The following is a 16,644-nucleotide window of genomic DNA, read 5'->3' as shown; positions in this document are numbered from 1 at the left end:
AAGGACCTTAACCCCTCACTAACTAGCTAGTTTTTCTCTCTTAAGGTTCCTAAGGGACCTTAACGCATTTCCGCCTCATTGCCACAATAAGAGACTCGTAGGGTTATCTCTGATCCGAGCTTGATCTACTGCTTTGCTCTTGATCTGCTCTTGATCTGCTCTTGATCCGCTCTTTGATCTTCTTTTTGATCCGCTGCTCTAAACTGCACCACTCTCTCCAGCCCGCCACGGCAGCAGTCCGCTCCCTCCATTTTCCACACAAAAAAACCCAGCGGCATTAACCGCTGGGTTCACCTAAAAATCTATCTCACGAACAAATCGGCTTGAATCGAGAACACCGCATCGATCCCTTTCATCAGCGGGCCAGGCAATACGCCAAGGGCAACGGTTGCCGCGGCGCATATCCAGATCACGACGCCGGTCACAGTCGGCACATGGATTGCGTCTTCTTCCTCGTCATTCGACCGCATGAACATCTGGCGGATAATGCCGAAGTAGAAGTAGTAGGAGATGACGGTGCTGACCACCATAATCGCTACCAGCCAATACGCCTGCACACTGGCTGCACCAAGCAGAATGAACAGCTTGCCGAAAAATCCGGCCGTTACCGGCAGTCCCGACAGCGACAGGATAAAGATCAGCATCGCTGCCGCCGTCCATGGCGCCCTGTAATAGAGACCCGAGAACCCTTTCAGCTCTTCATGCCCGGCCGCACGGGCAATGACCGTAACGACGGCAAAGGCTCCGACATTCATAAGCAGATAAGCGATCAGGTAGAAAGCAAACTCCGAAAAGTTGTTGCTATGAATGATCGTCACCGAGATCGCAATGGGTACAAGCAGATATCCCGCATTCGCCACACCGGATAAGGCTAACAGCCGTTTCACCTGCTTCTGCCGGAGTGCGGACACCGTGCCGACCAGCATCGCTGCGGCGGCGATCACGAGTAGTGCGAAGAAGACATCATCGCCAGCCTGCTTCCCGGAGCCGCCAGAAAGGAAGAAAGCACTGCTGTACAAGAAGCGGAATACCGCTGCCAGCGCCGCCCCCTTCGCGATCACCGCGAGAAAAGCGGAGATTGGCGTGGGCGCCCCCTGATACACGTCCGGTGCCCAGGAGTGGAAAGGAGCTGCGGCGATCTTGATTCCGAAGCCTGCAATCAGGAAGAAGAAGCCGACATACACGAGTGCCTTGTAATCGGCGAAGGCCTGCGGCAGCGCCGCCGGGAAATCCCCCAGGCTGACCGAACCCGTCACTCCGTATAGATACGACATGCCAAACAGGACAAACGCGGAGGCTATACCACCCGTAACGACATACTTGAATGCTGCTTCGGCCGACAGCGATGAGCGCTTTCGTAAACCTACGAGCACATAGCTCGTAATACTGAGCAGTTCCAGACCGATATACAGGGTGACGAGATTGCCGGAGGAGGCCATAATCATGGCACCAGCCGCCGCCGGAAGCAGAAGATAATAGAATTCGGCTTTGTCGGTGACCGCTTCATCCTTCTGCGTGGAGCCAAGCCCTAACAGAACGATCAGAGAAGTTCCGATAAGGAAAATGATTTTTAATAGATTGCCGTAATCGTCTACCCGGTAACTGGCGCCAAGGAGCGAGATCGCCTGACCGGCCTTCGCAGCCTCTTCCGCGGACACTCCGGAAGGATTCATATCTATCATTCTCCAGATTACGAATCCGAGAGATAACAACAGACTGCCCAGCGATAACCAGCCGATGACCGCACGGCTCATCCTTTGAGGAAGGAACAGGTCCGTTACAATCAGGATGAGGAACATCGCGGCAAGGATAAGCTCAGGGGCGAGATACAGCGTATCATGCCATGTCAGAGGTATAAATTCGTTCATCGCTTATCCCCCCATCCTTAACGAAAATATCGGCTTGAACAGTCCGTCAACGCTGTATTGGAGCGTATCCGTCAGCACGGACGGGTAACAGCCGAGGAGCAGGATAAACGCCAGCAGCACAATCATCGGCAGAGCTTCAATCAGCCGTGCATCCTTAACCGCCAGATACCGTTCGTCAATAGGACCAAATGTTGTCTTGAGTACTGCCCGCAATAGATAAACAGCTGTCAGGATCACGCCAATGACAGCAAAACCGGCGATCCAAGGCTGACTGTCAAACAAGCCAAGCAAGGAGAGAAACTCGCCTACGAAGCCCGACATGCCGGGAAGACCTAAGGACGCCAAGCCCCCGGCAAGCAGAACCCCCGAGATGAATGGCATCGACCGCGCCAGACCTCCAAGCTCGGACAAAGTGGTTGTTTTTGTTCTTTCGTATAAACTCCCGACAATCAGGAACAACAGCGCCGAGATAAGACCGTGTGATACAAGCTGGAATACCGCGCCTTGCAGCCCAATCTCGTTAAAGGCCGCAAGCCCGAGCAGAACGATCCCCATATGGCTGATAGAGGAATAGGCGAGCACCAGCTTAAGCTCCGTTTGGCGGAAAGCAATTAGCGCCCCGTACAGAAGATTCGCCAAACCAAGAGAAGCCAGCACAACGGCCCAATCCTTCGCTTGTTCGGGGAATAACACGATCCCAAAGCGGATCAGGCCATAAGCGCCCATTTTCAGCAGGATACCGGAATGAATCATCACAATGGCAGGATGCGCTTCGTTATGCACTTTCAGCATCCACGTGTGGAACGGCAGAATCGGTAGCTTGATCCCAAACGCCACAACCAGCAGCAGGAAAATAACCGTATGCATCTTCTCCGACATATGGAACGGGTTCATCCCTCCGGCTTGGTCGGGTACAAGGTTCACCCATGCCGACGGATCCGCCAGATTGCGGGCAATATCCGCGTAGCTGCCGCTGTAGATAAAGGATGACGTATCCTGATCAATATGGAAGCCGGCCGTATTTACCAGAAGAATAAAGGCAATAAGCATAATGGCCGAGCCAAGGCCGTTATAAATGACAAACTGGTTAGCCGCCCGCTCCCGGTTGAAATAGCCCCATATCCCAATCAGGAAATACATGGAAATAAGCGTGATTTCAAAGAAAATAAAGAATAAGAACAGATCCCGGGCCATAAATGCCCCAAGGACACCCGTCTCCAGGAGCAGGAACCAGACGTAAAACGCCTTCCAGCGCTTTTTCACATGAATAGAAGCAAATGCTGCCATAGCCGTAATTAATGTCGTGAGGATAATAAGCGGCAGAGATAAGCCGTCTATGCCAAGCTCATACTGAAACTCCATCGTATAGCTCATAACTCCGTTGGAGGCTTGCGTCTCCTTGTTGAGCGGAACCTCTACCCAAGTGGCCGTTTCCTCATAGGTGCTTCCGCCCTGATGCTTATCGTAATCGGCATACAGCCAGAAGGACAGAACGAGCGGTATGAGAGTCGCGATAATGGCTGCCGTCTGCAGCCAGCGGTTACGATGCTTAGGCAGCAGGAGAACGACCAGAAGCCCGATTAGCGGTGTAACGAGAATAATCGATAGAATCGGAAGATCGGTCAGGTCTGTCATTACCAAAACCTCCTTCCAACAATGGCTGCGATAATAACGAGAAGGCCGATAACAGCGGTCAAGCCGTAGACTTGCGCCTGGCCGTTATTCATCCGCGTCAGCACCCGGCCGCCCGCTACCGACGTAAAGCCGATGAGCCTCACCGCTCCGCCAATGACATATTCATCAAATGCATAGAGTCCTTTACCAAGACCCCGCACCGGTTTCACAATCATCAAATTATAAAATTCATTCATGTAATATTGCCGTTCCAGCAGATTGGCCAGCCATGGCATCCGGGCAGCTGCAGCGCCGCGCTCGATGCTGCCCTTCCCAAACATGAGCCAGCCGACATAGATGCCAAGCACCCCTACCGCAATAGAAGCAACAATAGCTGCTGCGCTGGCATGCACCTCTTCTCCGCCGCCTGTCAGCCACCCGCCAAGCCAACCGTTCCATGGCGTCTCCACAAAACCCGCACCAACGGATAACACCGCAAGCACAATAAGCGGAATCGTCATTACTTTAGAAGATTCCCGTACCTGTGCCTGCTGTTGAAGGCGGGATTTGCCCATAAATACGATAAAAAATAGTCTCGACATATAGAGCGCCGTACAGAAAGCTGCCACAAGTCCAATAACGAACAGGAACGGATTCTCATCAAGCGCGAAAGCCAGAATCAGATCCTTCGACCAGAAGCCAGAGAATGGCGGGATCCCGGATAAGGATAAGGCACCAATCGCAAAGGTCCAGGTCGTGATTCGCATTTTGGAGCCAAGGCCGCCCATCTCCTGAATGTTCTGGGTATGTACGGCATGAATGATGCTGCCTGCCGCAAGGAACAAAAGCGCCTTGAAGAAAGCATGGGTAAACAGGTGGAAGATGCCGCCCGTCATGGAGCCAAGCCCCATCGCCATCACCATGTACCCAAGCTGGCTGATGGTTGAGTAAGCAAGAATTCGTTTAATATCATTTTGCGCCAGGGCTACGGTTGCCGCGAATATCGCCGTAAATCCCCCCAAGTAGGCTACCGTATGCATAGCAGCGGCAGAAGCTTCGAAGATATCAAAGGTTCTCGCGAGCAGGAAAACACCGGCAGCTACCATCGTTGCCGCATGGATCAGGGCGCTTATTGGCGTTGGCCCTTCCATCGCATCCGGCAGCCACACATGGAGCGGGAATTGGCCGGACTTGCCGATCACTCCCATGAACAAAAGCAGGGCTATCGAGGTTGTAATGCTCATGGTGATCGCACCGGTCTGCCCTTCGCTAAATACATTATGTATACTGCTGAAATCAAGCGCGTGGCCCGGCATATACCAGAACAGCACGATGACTCCAAGGAGCAGGCCTGCATCGCCTATTCTGGTTACGATAAACGCTTTTTTCGCTGCCGCGCGGGCAGCCGGTTTGGCATACCAGAAGCCGACAAGCAAGAAGGAGCAGACGCCAACAAGCTCCCAGAAAATATAAAAGACCAGCATATTATCAGACAGCACCAGGCCCAGCATCGCAAAGGTAAAGAGCGCTACATAACCGTAAAAGACGGTAATCCGCTCATCCTTTTTCATGTAGCCTGCCGAATACACGTTTACAAGGAAACTGACCGCTGTCACAATAACAAGCATTAGCGCATTCAGATTCGTCACTTCAAAGCCGATTCTTAGCACATAAACGCCAAGGTCAATCCATTTGAAGCCGTCGCTGTAGTCTACTGCATCCGGATCAAGTCTCTCGAAAAACACGAGAAGGGACATGACCAGCGCGGCCAGCGAGCCAATCGATCCGATCAGAACGCCAGCGCGCCGGTAGCTCCGGCCAAGGGCCGTGAGCAGGAGAAAGGCGGCAAACGGGAAGAGCGGAATGAGCCAGGCTGTTTGAGTAAATTGATCCACGTGTCACATCACCTCCTCATTTCGTCGAATTCATCCAAATTTACGGTACCTCTGGCACGGAAGAGGGCAATCAGCACCGCTACCCCGACAGCAGCTTCCGCAGCAGCCACCGTTATCGTGAACAAGGCGAAGACTTGGCCCGTGAGTGACGGAACGACACCGTACTTGGAAAACGCGACCAGATTCAGATTCACCGCGTTCAGCATAAGCTCAATGGATAACAGGACAATAACGGCGTTCCTTTTCACCAATGCTCCGTAGAGCCCGATACAAAACAGAATGGCCGCCATCGTCAGATAGGATGGAAGCATCGTTAATCCGCCCCCTTCTTCGCAATGGCAATCGCGCCGATAAATGCAACCGTCAGCAGCACCGACAACAGCTCGAACGGTACAACATAACCCGTATACAGCAGCTCTCCAATGCTGGATGTATTATCCTCTACCGCCTTCATCGGCTGGGCATCAGGGAAATCCGTCGTCCGGATCGCATAAAACAGCATTCCAAACAGACAAAGCGCCGCAACTGCTGCCAGCGTCTCATGGAGAGGCTTAACCGGATCGGCCTTTGCAGCCTGATGGTTTGTCATCATAATTCCGAATATCATCAGAATAGAGACGGCCCCCGCATAGATCAGAACCTGGACAAAAGCGACGAACTCTGCATCAAGCAGCACGAACATCCCGGCAAGGCCAAGAAACACCCCGGCCATTGAGATGACCATGTGTACGACCTTCTGCAGGCTGACCATCAGAACAGCCCCAATGATCATAATCGCCGAGAAGATAAAAAAAGTGGCAAACTCGCCATTAAAATCAATATTGAACAACTTATTTGGCGCCTCCTTTCGCAGGAGCCCCGATGTTATTGTTATCCTGGCGGACAAGCGTATTATTGTCGGTCAGCCACTGCACATCCTTGAACAGATCATCCCGGCTGAACGCGGACAGCTCGAAATGATTCGTCATGACAATCGCTTCCGTCGGACAAACCTCGGTGCATAAATCGCATAAGATGCAAATTTCGAAATTAATATCAAACGTGTCGATCACTTTGCCTTTTTTGGCCGGATCGGGATTCGGCTTTCCTGTCAGCGTAATGCAGTCGGTCGGGCAGATTCTGGCGCACTGGTTGCAGACGATACAGAGATCCGGAATAAAATGCTGAATGCCCCGGAACCGGTCCGGCATAACAATTGGCTCGTCGGGATAAGAAGTCGTCACTTTTTTCGACACCATTGATTTGAGCGTCACGCCAAGTCCTTGCACTAGTCCATTCATGGCCGAATCCCCCTAAAAAGAATTGCTTCGTAAGCATTAGCGTTAACCTATTACTTCACGAACAGCTCCAGATAACCTGCCGTCAGGAATACATTAAGAAGCGATACCGGCAGAAGCACTTTCCAGCCCAGCCCCATCAGCTGATCCACCCGGATACGCGGGAAGGTGGCCCTGATCCAGAATAAGAAAAAGACGATAAACGCGAATTTGAGCAGGAACCAGATTATACCCGGCACAAAATCAAGGAATGGCGCCGGCGCATGCCAGCCGCCAAGGAACAGTACGGTCGTTAAAGCCGCAATGGCGTACACATAGACGTACTCCGACAGCATGAAAAACGCGAAGCGGAAGCCGCTGTATTCCACATGATAGCCGGCTACCAGCTCCGACTCAGCCTCAGGCAGGTCAAACGGTGTACGATTCAGCTCAGATACGGCCGCGATGATAAAGACAACAAAGCCAATCATCTGCGGCAGGAAGTTCCAGTCCCAGAACCAGCCCCCAGCCTGCGCATCAACGATATCTCTCAGGTTAAGACTGCCGCTGAGCAGAATGACGCCGACTACCGAGATGACAAGCGGAACCTCGTAGCTGATCATCTGAGCCGCCGAGCGCATGCCGCCAAGGAGCGCATATTTGTTGTTCGACGCCCAGCCCCCGAGCACAATGGCCAGCGTCGAGATGCCCGATAAGGCGGCGTAATAGAGCAGACCAACATTCAGATCGGCGAAATAAAGCTTTTCCGTATAAGGAATAACCGCGAGCACCGTAAAAGCGGGCACGTAGCAAAGTATGGGAGCAAGGACGAACAAGAGACGGTCGGCTTTCCGCGGGATCGTGTCTTCCTTGATAAGAAGCTTAAAGATGTCGGCTACCGTCTGCAAGAGCCCGAAAGGACCAACCCGGTTAGGGCCGATCCGCAGCTGCATCCAGCCGATAACCTTCCGTTCGAAATATATCGCATAGGTGACGAAGCCAAGCACAACAAACAGGAATACCGCGCCCCACAGAAAAATAATAACAGCATCGCCCCAAGTGAGCGAGTTATGCAGCCAAGCGCCCATCAGCAATCAACCTCCCCGACTACAATGTCGACGCCGCCGAGGATCGTAATCAGGTTGGTCATCGTCTCCCCGACAAGAAGCTTGGGCAAAATCTGGAGATTCACAAAGGACGGGCGGCGGAACTTCAGGCGGTAAGGCTCTGCTTTTCCTTTCGATACAATATGGCAGCCGATCTCACCGCGCGGTGATTCAATACGGACATACACTTCGCCAGCCGGAGGACGGATAACACGCGGCACCTTGCCCATCGTTTCCCCGCCTGAAGGCATTTGCTCATGGGCCTGCTTCAGGATACGCAAGCTCTGCTTAATCTCCTCGAGCCGGATGACATAACGGTCGTAACAATCTCCGTTCTGCCCCAGCGGCACGTCAAATTCGAAGCGGTTATATAAGCTGTACGGCTCCGCTTTGCGCAAATCCCAGTCTACACCGGTACACCGCAGGTTGGCGCCGGACAGTCCATAATCAATCGCTGTTGCTGCATCATAACGGCCAATTCCTTTGATCCGGGCGAGGAAAATCTCGTTCCCGCTCACCAGCTTGTCGTATTCCCGCAGCTTGCCTTCCATATACGGAATGAAATCCCGCACTTTATCCAGCCAGCCCGGCGGCGCATCCCACTTCACTCCGCCCACTCTCATATAATTGTAAGTTAAACGAGCCCCGCACAGTTCATTAAATAAATTAATAATAATCTCCCGATCACGGAACGCATAGAGGAACGGGCTCATTGCCCCAATGTCGAGCAGATAGGTCCCCCACCAGACAAGGTGGCTGGCAACCCGCTGCAGCTCCATGACGATAAGGCGCATAAACTCCGCGCGTTCAGGGATCTCCAGATTCATCATCGTTTCGACCGCATGAACGAGCACATAGTTATTGGTCATCGCCGAGACATAATCCATCCGGTCGGTATAAGGAATAATCTGCGTATAGTTCAATTGCTCGGCAAGCTTCTCGGTTCCGCGGTGCAAGTACCCCATGACGGGAGTCGCTTCCGTAATGACTTCGCCGTCGAGCTTGACGACGATGCGGAATACGCCATGCGTGCTGGGATGCTGGGGACCGACATTCAACAGCAGTTCTTCGGTACGAATCACGCTTTCGCTACACCTCCGAATCGAGCGGCTCATAATCCTTGCGCAGCGGGTGTCCGACCCAGTCGTCCGACATCATAATGCGGCGCAGATCGGGATGCCCCGTGAAAGTTATTCCTAACAAATCATAGATTTCGCGTTCGTTCCAGTTCGCGGTTGCCCAGACGGGCGTCACCGAAGCGACGACAGGATCACTGCGGTCGGCCTTCACCTTCACAGCAAGCTCCCGCCCGCTTCCAAGATGGACCAAATGATAAGCAACCTCCAGATGCGTCTCATAATCGACACCGGAGACATTGCGCAGATAGGCAAAATCAAGCTCTTCATGCTGCTTCAGCCGCTCGGCCGCTTTCAGCCAATGCTCATTCTTCACGATAATCGTTGGCATATGCCGGCTCATCTCGTTAATATAAGCATCCTCCAGCGCCTCTTCATGGACGAGGCTGCGGATAAGCTGCGCGATCGCATCCAGCTGCGGCTGTTTGGGCGATGGTTCAGGCGGCGGGGGCGGCTCGGCCGCTTCCGGTGCCGCTGCTCCGCCCGCATTCGCGGCTTCCTTCGCCGCGGCCCTTGCCGCGCGCGCTTCCGCGGCCGCCTTCAGCTTCGCTTCCCGCTCCGGATCCGCCGACGCTTCCGGTGCCGCTGCTCCGCCCGCATTTGCGGCTTCCTTCGCCGCGGCCCTTGCCGCGCGCGCTTCCGCGGCCGCCTTCAGCTTCGCTTCCCGCTCCAGATCCGCCGCCGGAGGCTCACTTCCACCTGCCGCTTCAGGCTCCTTTTCCAGCGTTGCACTGCCCGCTGACACAGCTGTCTCCTCAGCAGAAGTCGGCGCTGCTGCCGGTGTCTCCGGCGATTCGGCCGAGGCCTTTACTTTCTCCTCGGGCTTCTGCCCTTCATCCTTCTCTTCGCTCATCGCTCCGTCACCCGCTTCCCGGTCTTCGCTTCGTAACGGATTTTTTCCTGCAGCTTATTAATGCCGTAGATCAGCGCCGCCGGATTAGGCGGACAGCCTGGTATGTACACATCGACGGGAACAATCTGGTCGACACCCTTCATAACCGCGTATGACTTGATGTACGGACCGCCTGCGGTTGCGCAGGATCCCATCGCGATAACCCATTTGGGCTCAGGCATCTGATCGTACAGACGGCGCAGCAGCGGCCCCATCTTTTTCGTCACGGTGCCTGCGACAATCATCACATCCGACTGCCGAGGAGAGGTGCGGAACATGACCCCGAAACGGTCGAGGTCATAATGGGAGGCACCTGTTCCCATCATTTCAATCGCGCAGCAGGCCAGACCAAAGGTCAGCGGCCAAAGCGAGTTGCTCCGCGCCCATGCTTTCAGCTGCTCCAGCGTTCCCATAAATACGTTTCGTTCAAGCTCCTTGCGTTCTTCCAGCGATATCGACTCTAAACTGAATTCCATTTCAGCACCTTCTTTTTCCAGGCATATAGAAGTCCGATAAACAGCATTGCCGCAAAAATGAACATCTCAACCAGCACAAAAAGGCCGAGCTTATTATACGCGACGGCCCAAGGATATAAGAAAACGGTTTCCACATCAAAGATGACAAACATTAACGCAAAGATGTAATACCGGATGTTGAAACGCACCTGGCCTTCTCCGACCGGCTCATTGCCGCTCTCGTAGGTGGTTTGCTTCGGATCATTCGGTTTATGCGGTCTGAGCAGTCTTCCTACGGTCAGCGCCGCTGCCGGGAGTAAGATGCCCAGCAAAATAAAAATAGCCACGACGACATACTGGTTGACGTAATTGTCCACACCATCGCCTCCGTCAAAGCGGACCAGCCGCTTGGTCATTTTTCCTCACAATTATAACAAATGCTTCCACAGCCGTCTATGACGGAGTTGCTTGCCCCCGCCTCTACCAAATGCCGGACAAGCCTGTAACGACGCGGCTTCCCGGGAAACGGGAATACCCGCGAACACCCGGTCAACGCAATTCCCGCCTGTCACACTATTAACCTATGCTCGCCACCCCTACCGATATCCCACTTCGTTAAGACTCTCGCTCTTACTATCTTCATAAGTCATAACAATGCCCCGTATCGTTAAGCCCTGCCTTGCTCGACACGAGCACCCTTCTGAAACGCAAAAAGCGCGGGAAGGATGGCCGATGCATCCTTCCCGCGCTCACTCTTATCTCATGCGGGTATCCGTCAGCTTGAACTGGCCAACCAGCTGCTGCAGGAACTTCGTGATGGATTCTACGCTTTCCGAGGTTTGGCGAACGCTGTCCATCTCGCCGATCAGCTCCTGCACTTTGCCTTCTACATCGGAGGACACCTTCCGGTTCTCCATGCTGACGACGGCGATCCGCTCCATCAGCTTCACAACCTCATCTACTACCTGCGACTTCCGGCTGTCTTCGCTTTGCGCCGTCTGCAAAGTGCCGGCTGCAGCAGCTACGAGCTGCGTACCTTCCTCAACAACCTGCGTGCCTTCATCCATGGACGCATAAGCCTGCTTCGCTTCCTCATAAATTTGATGCGTAATTTGATGCACTTCCTCCGTAGAACGGCGAGTCATATCAGCAAGCTTGCGGATCTCGGAAGCGACAACGGCAAAGCCGCGTCCCTGCTCGCCTACACGTGCCGCTTCAATGGATGCGTTCAAGGCCAGCAGATTCGTCTGCGCCGAAATCTCCTCAATGACCTGCAATACGCCGCGGATCTCGTCCACCGTATGCATAAACTTCCGGATCGTATCATTCGTATCGCCAACCTTAGTGGAGATATGCTGCATTTTATCTCCAATCCGGTCTACTTCCGACTGTGCCACCGCGATTTGCTCAGCAGCCTGCAGCTCCAGAAGACGCAGGGTATCGCGCATCTCGTCTGCCGATTGCTTGGCCATATCAATATCCTTCAGTTGAGTGCGGATGCTGCCGATCATATCTCCAACCTTGCGGCTGACGCGCTCCGTCGACTTCGCCGTTACCGCTGCCGATTCATTCATCACATGCTGGCTGGAGAGAACATCCGATGCTGCAAGCTTCACTTGCAGCATGATGCCTTCGAGCGAGTCAATCATGTTGTTAATCCACTTGGCAAGCTCTCTTGTCTCATCATTATCAAATTTAGCAGGCTCGAGGCGCTGCGTCAGGTCCCCTTTGCCCTCCGCGTTAATGCGGATGAACCGGTTAATACGCCGCAAATTCCGGACAACCCGGCGAGATTCCTTGCGCTGCATGGCACCGGCGATCCATTGGCCAAATACGAGCGTCCATACACCTGACGCCGCTGCGGTTACCCACGCGGGAGCTTGTCCTGCAAGCACCGCCACCAGCACCGTTGTTAATACAGCCTGAATGAACGTTTGCCATAGCTGAAGCTTGCTTAAGCGCCAGCGAATGCTGCGGATCCGGTATACTTCTTCAAGGTCACCCTCGCACATCATCCCCCATACATCCGGGCAATGCGGCAGCTGCAGGGTTACGCCCTTCCCGATAACCGGGATATGACGGTAATCCGAATAGCCGGGGAACTCGACAAACAGATTGCTGCCGTTATCAATCGTATTGCGTACGCCGGGATGAAGCTCATCTGTAGCCGGGTCGGTAAAAATAATCTCCAGCTCCGTATGCTCCTTAATCGACACGGTGCCCCAGTCCGTTGTAACCCCGTCCTTCAGATTCTCGCCATGCGTAAAGGTCCGATCCTCAAAGCGGCTGCGCGACAAAGCCGTACCAAGCGCAATATGCTGATTCAAATGAGGCTTCGCCATAAAGATATAATTGTCCCCCGAGTCCGGATACACATGCCCGGATTCCCGCTGAATCAAGTCCCCCAGCACATCGTTAGGCACACGGCCGCATAAGGTACCGGCATACTCTCCATTTATAATCAGTGGATAGATGAAAAGCAGCGTCATTTTATCGTGGAAGGAGGAGGATCTTGGCCCAAGATTCAGCGTTACCGGATCGCCATAAGGCCCAAACAGGCATGGCTGCGGCTTTCCTCCCCCTTTGACGTAGTTGAGACCCGGAGCGATAACACTGCCGCTGCTGTAAGCCGTCCCTCTATGCTTCTCGTAAGTGGATACTTGAACCGTACCTTCCTGATCCAGCAGGAACAGCTCCGTCCAGTCATGACCTCTTGCATAGGTACGCTCAAGCAGGCGGCCAATCGCTTGCCTCTGCTCCTCCTGATGCACAAGTTGTCCCGCTGCAGCAACTGCCGTAATCTGCTCTGCCAGCCGTTCGATATGCCCCCAATATTCATGAGCCCAAGAAGCTAAAAGCTCCTTGCGCGTCTCTGCTATTCCTTCAAAGATTTGTTCAACGTCTTTCTTCATCCCCTGATTCAAACGCCATGAGACCCAAAGCGGCAATCCTTTTTTCGTACCAAGCCAGTCGAACATGTGCATCCCCCATATCCTGGTCATCTAGTATATATGTCATATATACTAACATAAGATTTGAGAAAATTTGATAGATATGTAAGGTATTTTTCGTTACTTTGTATAAAAATTTAAACTTTTTTGTTACAAAAGCACTAGTTTCCACGAAAAGAGGCTGTCCTTCGGCTCATGAACTGCAGCCTAGGACACCCTTCCTATCATTTACTTCTATTTTTTACCAGATCGGTACATCAGCCACATGAAATACGGAGCACCAACAACCGCTGCAACAAGCCCCGACGGCAGCTCTTTGGGCGCCAGCAGTGACCTGCCGATCGTATCGGCTAATACAAGCAGCAATGCGCCAAGCAAAGCCGTTAGAGGAACCAGCTTGCGGTACTTCGGTCCAACGAGCATGCGTGTCATGTGAGGAGCAATCAGCCCGATAAAACCAATCGAACCAACAGTCGCTACAGCGGCTGCCGCCATGGCAACACCAACCCCCCCGATGACCAGACGTGTCCGGTCTACGCGAAGCCCCAGACTTGTCACCGTCGCATCGGAGAACTGGAGAACATCGACTTTACGCGCGAGGTACCAGGCAACAGGCAGAAGAACGATCGGCCAGAAGACGAGCTGCCAGAAATCATCCCAGTTACGGGCATAAGTCGTGCCCGACAGCCATACCAATGCGGATGCCAGTGTCAGCTTCATGCGAATGACAAGCACCTGCACAACGGCGCTGGCCATAGAAGAGACAGCAAGACCAATTAATGCTACGACAGCTGGATTAAAGGAGCTTTTCCGCCCCAACAGGAACACGATAACCGCTGCACCAACCGCACCAATAAAGGCACCGGCAGGAAGCCATTGCACCGATAGTTGGGTGAACACCGCCAGCATCAGCATCGCGCCGACACTAGCCCCGCCGGTTACCCCGATAATCGAAGGATCCGCGAGCGGATTACGAACAACACCCTGCAGCAGCAAACCGCTGACGGCAAGCGTTGCACCCGCCAGAGCAGCAACAAGCGTCCGAGGAATTCTCATCTCGACAATACGCTCTGTACTGTCTGCCCCGTGGCCAAACAAGGCGTTAATGACATCGGATACCGGGATTCGCAGACTACCGAAGGCAAGGCTGACAATGAGACTTGCAACAAGCAGCAGCGAGAAGATTGCTATCCACCAGCCAAAAGGCACCTTTGTCGTAGAGCGTCCGGGAGAGCTGCCCGTTTGCGGAGTTCCTTCCTTACGTGCCTTCACCGTTCTCAAGACAAGATAGGCGAGCCATGGGCCGCCGATAAGGGCCGTTACCGCACCGGCAGGCAACGGACCAAGCGAATGTTTGAAATGCATGGCAATCGCGTCGGAACCAATGACGATAATAGCGCCCCATAAGAAGGATAAAGGCAGCAGCACCACATGCCGCTTGGCACCAAGCATCCTCATCAGATGCGGAGCGATCAGCCCGACAAAGCCAATCGGGCCAACGACACTGACGGCAGCCGCCGCGAGAAGAACGCCAATCGCAAGTCCGGTAATGCGGATCCGGCCAACCTTTTGTCCCAGGGACGTGACGGTATCCTCGTCAAGCTCCATCAGATCCCATTTGCCCGCGAGAAGGAAGGCTAGCAGGAAGCAGCCAATAATCCACGGCCACGCATGCTGAACTCCGCCCCAGTCATTTTGCACGAGCGAGCCGGATCCCCACATGAACAAGCCTTGCGTTTTTTGTTCGTTAAATAGTTGAAGCACGCCGGTAAAGGCTGCGGCCGTCATCGTAACAATCATCCCTGATAAAGCGAGACGTACCGGTGAAGCCTTTGCTCCTCCAGCCATGACGAAGGCAGCACTGGCAGCTGCAATTGCTCCAATGAAAGTAAGCAGCAGCGGAAAGCCCATCGCAAGCCCGGGGAACATGATTGTTCCCACCGTAAGTGCAAGGAATGCACCCGCGTTAATACCCAGCGTACCCGCAGATGCCAACGGATTACGCGTCACATTCTGAAACAATGCGCCAGCCACTGCCAACGCTCCGCCTGTCAGAATACCAATAACGGTACGGGGCAGCCTGACTGTCCACAATATTTGATGCTCCAGCACAGGAGTGGATTCAAAGATAGCGCGCCATACCGTCTCTACAGGCATAACCGCTTCGCCAAGGGTCAGGTGATAAGAAGCTAAACCAAGGAGCAGCAGAAGACCCGCCGCTGATAACAGCAGCGGGCTCCAGTTGCCCTTACTCGTTTCCTTTGTTGTTTGTAGATTCGTATTCATTAGCCGAGAGCTTCAAGCGTGCGTTCTACAAGCAGTTTGGCAGACAACGGACCGCCAAACGGCCAAATGCCTTTCATATCGTACACGCGGTTTTCTTTTGCAAAATTAAGATTCTTGTAGACTTCATTATTAGGAAGCAGCTCGCTGAATACCGTATCCGTTGCGCTTGTTGTGTACAGTACGCTTGCATTTGGAGTTTTGGTCAAGCCTTCGATATCCGTCTCGGAGTAGCCGTACTGTTGGAACGCACTGTCCTGATGGGCGTTCTTCAGACCAACTTTAGCCAGGATCGCCATCGCCATCGAGTTGTCTGTGAACAGACGGAAAGTAGCTACGCCTTCATTTGTCCAAGCTTGCGTAAATACAATCTCTTGACCTTCTTTACCGGCACTTGCAAGCTTCGCTTTCGAGTCATCATAGAAGGTATGCAGATCAGCCAGTACTTTCTCGCCATCGGCTTTTTTGCCAAGTGCATCAGCAATCGCCGTGAAGGTTTGTTCCATCTCGCTGTATTGATCAAGTCCGCCCTCTTCAGGGTAAGGGTTAAAGATCAAGGTTGGAGCAATAGCGGACAGCTGGTCGTAGATCGCTTCATGACGGAAGCTTACGCCAATGATCAGATCCGGATCAAGGCTTGTGATTGTCTCGATGCTTGGCTCTTGGCGGGTGCCTACATCAACAACCGCAGCATCCAGCTTAGGGTCGATCGCGCCGTACCATTCGCCGTAGCCTTTTACATCAGCCACACCTGCCGGCTGTACGCCAAGTGCGATCAGATCTTCGGCATATGTCCATTCCAGAACAACCACTTTTTTCGGTGTTCCGGTGATTTTGGTCTCACCAAGGGCATGCTTAATGGAACGTTCTGCCGTATCCTCAGAAGCTGTATTTGTACTGGCATTCGCATTTGCATTTGTGCTCGCTTGCTCCGAAGCTTCCTTGTTGTTGCCTCCATTATTGGAGTTGTTGCCGCCACCGCACGCAGCCAGGAATACCATCATCGCTGCAAGAATCAAACCTGTCCATTTCATCTGTTTCTTCATCGTTAAACCCCCACAAAATGATTATCATTCTCAATAACTTTGATCTCAATGATAAGGATTATCAACATTCAAGTCAATAGAAATAAGATAACTTTTCCCACAAAATAAATAACCTGTCACAACATGATCATAATTTCCATCA

The 16,644-nt window shown here is 53.1% G+C and carries 15 protein-coding genes; all 15 read right to left on the bottom strand.

The window, feature by feature from the left end; all coding sequences use genetic code 11:
* Positions 1-125 precede the first annotated feature (125 nt).
* Positions 126-278, bottom strand: a complete 153-nt coding sequence (locus BM200_RS30160; RefSeq protein ID WP_175533040.1) for a hypothetical protein — start codon at positions 276-278, stop codon at positions 126-128.
* A gap of 24 nt (positions 279-302) precedes the next feature.
* Positions 303-1,868 (bottom strand): NADH-quinone oxidoreductase subunit N, encoded by a 1,566-nt coding sequence (locus tag BM200_RS26885; protein WP_091189950.1) that lies wholly within the window; start codon positions 1,866-1,868, stop codon positions 303-305.
* Positions 1,869-1,871: 3 nt separating this feature from the next.
* Complete coding sequence (locus BM200_RS26880) at positions 1,872-3,503, bottom strand: complex I subunit 4 family protein (protein ID WP_091189947.1); 1,632 nt, start codon at positions 3,501-3,503, stop codon at positions 1,872-1,874.
* Positions 3,503-5,377 (bottom strand): NADH-quinone oxidoreductase subunit L, encoded by a 1,875-nt coding sequence (gene nuoL, locus BM200_RS26875; protein WP_091189945.1) that lies wholly within the window; start codon positions 5,375-5,377, stop codon positions 3,503-3,505. The genes BM200_RS26880 and nuoL overlap by 1 nt, the downstream gene beginning before the upstream one ends.
* An 8-nt stretch (positions 5,378-5,385) precedes the next feature.
* The gene (gene nuoK / locus BM200_RS26870; protein ID WP_091189943.1) at positions 5,386-5,688 is read right to left on the bottom strand and encodes an NADH-quinone oxidoreductase subunit NuoK; all 303 of its coding nucleotides are present in this window, start codon (positions 5,686-5,688) and stop codon (positions 5,386-5,388) included.
* A gap of 2 nt (positions 5,689-5,690) precedes the next feature.
* The gene (locus tag BM200_RS26865) at positions 5,691-6,206 is read right to left on the bottom strand and encodes an NADH-quinone oxidoreductase subunit J (protein WP_091189942.1); all 516 of its coding nucleotides are present in this window, start codon (positions 6,204-6,206) and stop codon (positions 5,691-5,693) included.
* Position 6,207: 1 nt separating this feature from the next.
* The gene (gene nuoI, locus BM200_RS26860) at positions 6,208-6,657 is read right to left on the bottom strand and encodes an NADH-quinone oxidoreductase subunit NuoI (RefSeq protein ID WP_091189941.1); all 450 of its coding nucleotides are present in this window, start codon (positions 6,655-6,657) and stop codon (positions 6,208-6,210) included.
* Positions 6,658-6,707: 50 nt separating this feature from the next.
* Entirely contained in the window at positions 6,708-7,721 is a 1,014-nt protein-coding gene (gene nuoH / locus BM200_RS26855; protein ID WP_091189939.1) for an NADH-quinone oxidoreductase subunit NuoH, read from the bottom strand.
* Positions 7,721-8,821 (bottom strand): NADH-quinone oxidoreductase subunit D, encoded by a 1,101-nt coding sequence (locus BM200_RS26850; protein WP_091189938.1) that lies wholly within the window; start codon positions 8,819-8,821, stop codon positions 7,721-7,723. Before BM200_RS26850 ends, nuoH begins: the two co-directional genes overlap by 1 nt.
* Positions 8,822-8,828: 7 nt before the next feature.
* Complete coding sequence (locus BM200_RS30685) at positions 8,829-9,728, bottom strand: NADH-quinone oxidoreductase subunit C (protein ID WP_091189936.1); 900 nt, start codon at positions 9,726-9,728, stop codon at positions 8,829-8,831.
* Complete coding sequence (locus BM200_RS26840) at positions 9,725-10,243, bottom strand: NuoB/complex I 20 kDa subunit family protein (protein WP_091189934.1); 519 nt, start codon at positions 10,241-10,243, stop codon at positions 9,725-9,727. The genes BM200_RS30685 and BM200_RS26840 overlap by 4 nt, the downstream gene beginning before the upstream one ends.
* A complete protein-coding gene (locus BM200_RS26835) occupies positions 10,228-10,638 on the bottom strand; it encodes an NADH-quinone oxidoreductase subunit A (RefSeq protein ID WP_091189932.1) in 411 nt (136 codons plus the stop codon). The genes BM200_RS26840 and BM200_RS26835 overlap by 16 nt, the downstream gene beginning before the upstream one ends.
* 339 nt (positions 10,639-10,977) lie before the next feature.
* Entirely contained in the window at positions 10,978-13,200 is a 2,223-nt protein-coding gene (locus tag BM200_RS26830) for a methyl-accepting chemotaxis protein (protein WP_091189931.1), read from the bottom strand.
* 207 nt (positions 13,201-13,407) lie between these two features.
* Complete coding sequence (fhuB, locus tag BM200_RS26825) at positions 13,408-15,459, bottom strand: Fe(3+)-hydroxamate ABC transporter permease FhuB (protein ID WP_091189929.1); 2,052 nt, start codon at positions 15,457-15,459, stop codon at positions 13,408-13,410.
* Positions 15,459-16,502: an ABC transporter substrate-binding protein gene (locus BM200_RS26820; RefSeq protein ID WP_091189927.1), complete on the bottom strand. Its 1,044-nt coding sequence runs from the start codon at positions 16,500-16,502 to the stop codon at positions 15,459-15,461. The genes fhuB and BM200_RS26820 overlap by 1 nt, the downstream gene beginning before the upstream one ends.
* Positions 16,503-16,644: the final 142 nt, after the last annotated feature.

The sequence above is a fragment of the Paenibacillus catalpae genome (genome assembly GCF_900112695.1).
Lineage (GTDB): Bacteria > Bacillota > Bacilli > Paenibacillales > Paenibacillaceae > Pristimantibacillus > Pristimantibacillus catalpae.
The sequence above is the reverse complement of the archived record's forward strand: the minus strand, read 5'-3'. Positions and strand labels throughout refer to the sequence as shown.

Excerpts from the sequence above, each read along its gene's own strand:
- BM200_RS30160 (WP_175533040.1), bottom strand. The coding sequence starts at position 278 with ATGCCGCTGGGTTTTTTTGTGTGGAAAATGGAGGGAGCGGACTGCTGC.
- BM200_RS26885 (WP_091189950.1), bottom strand. The coding sequence starts at position 1,868 with ATGAACGAATTTATACCTCTGACATGGCATGATACGCTGTATCTCGCC.
- BM200_RS26880 (WP_091189947.1), bottom strand. The coding sequence starts at position 3,503 with ATGACAGACCTGACCGATCTTCCGATTCTATCGATTATTCTCGTTACA.
- nuoK (WP_091189943.1), bottom strand. The coding sequence starts at position 5,688 with ATGCTTCCATCCTATCTGACGATGGCGGCCATTCTGTTTTGTATCGGG.
- nuoI (WP_091189941.1), bottom strand. The coding sequence starts at position 6,657 with ATGAATGGACTAGTGCAAGGACTTGGCGTGACGCTCAAATCAATGGTG.
- nuoH (WP_091189939.1), bottom strand. The coding sequence starts at position 7,721 with ATGGGCGCTTGGCTGCATAACTCGCTCACTTGGGGCGATGCTGTTATT.
- BM200_RS30685 (WP_091189936.1), bottom strand. The coding sequence starts at position 9,728 with ATGAGCGAAGAGAAGGATGAAGGGCAGAAGCCCGAGGAGAAAGTAAAG.
- BM200_RS26840 (WP_091189934.1), bottom strand. The coding sequence starts at position 10,243 with ATGGAATTCAGTTTAGAGTCGATATCGCTGGAAGAACGCAAGGAGCTT.
- BM200_RS26835 (WP_091189932.1), bottom strand. The coding sequence starts at position 10,638 with ATGACCAAGCGGCTGGTCCGCTTTGACGGAGGCGATGGTGTGGACAAT.
- BM200_RS26830 (WP_091189931.1), bottom strand. The coding sequence starts at position 13,200 with ATGTTCGACTGGCTTGGTACGAAAAAAGGATTGCCGCTTTGGGTCTCA.
- fhuB (WP_091189929.1), bottom strand. The coding sequence starts at position 15,459 with ATGAATACGAATCTACAAACAACAAAGGAAACGAGTAAGGGCAACTGG.
- BM200_RS26820 (WP_091189927.1), bottom strand. The coding sequence starts at position 16,502 with ATGAAGAAACAGATGAAATGGACAGGTTTGATTCTTGCAGCGATGATG.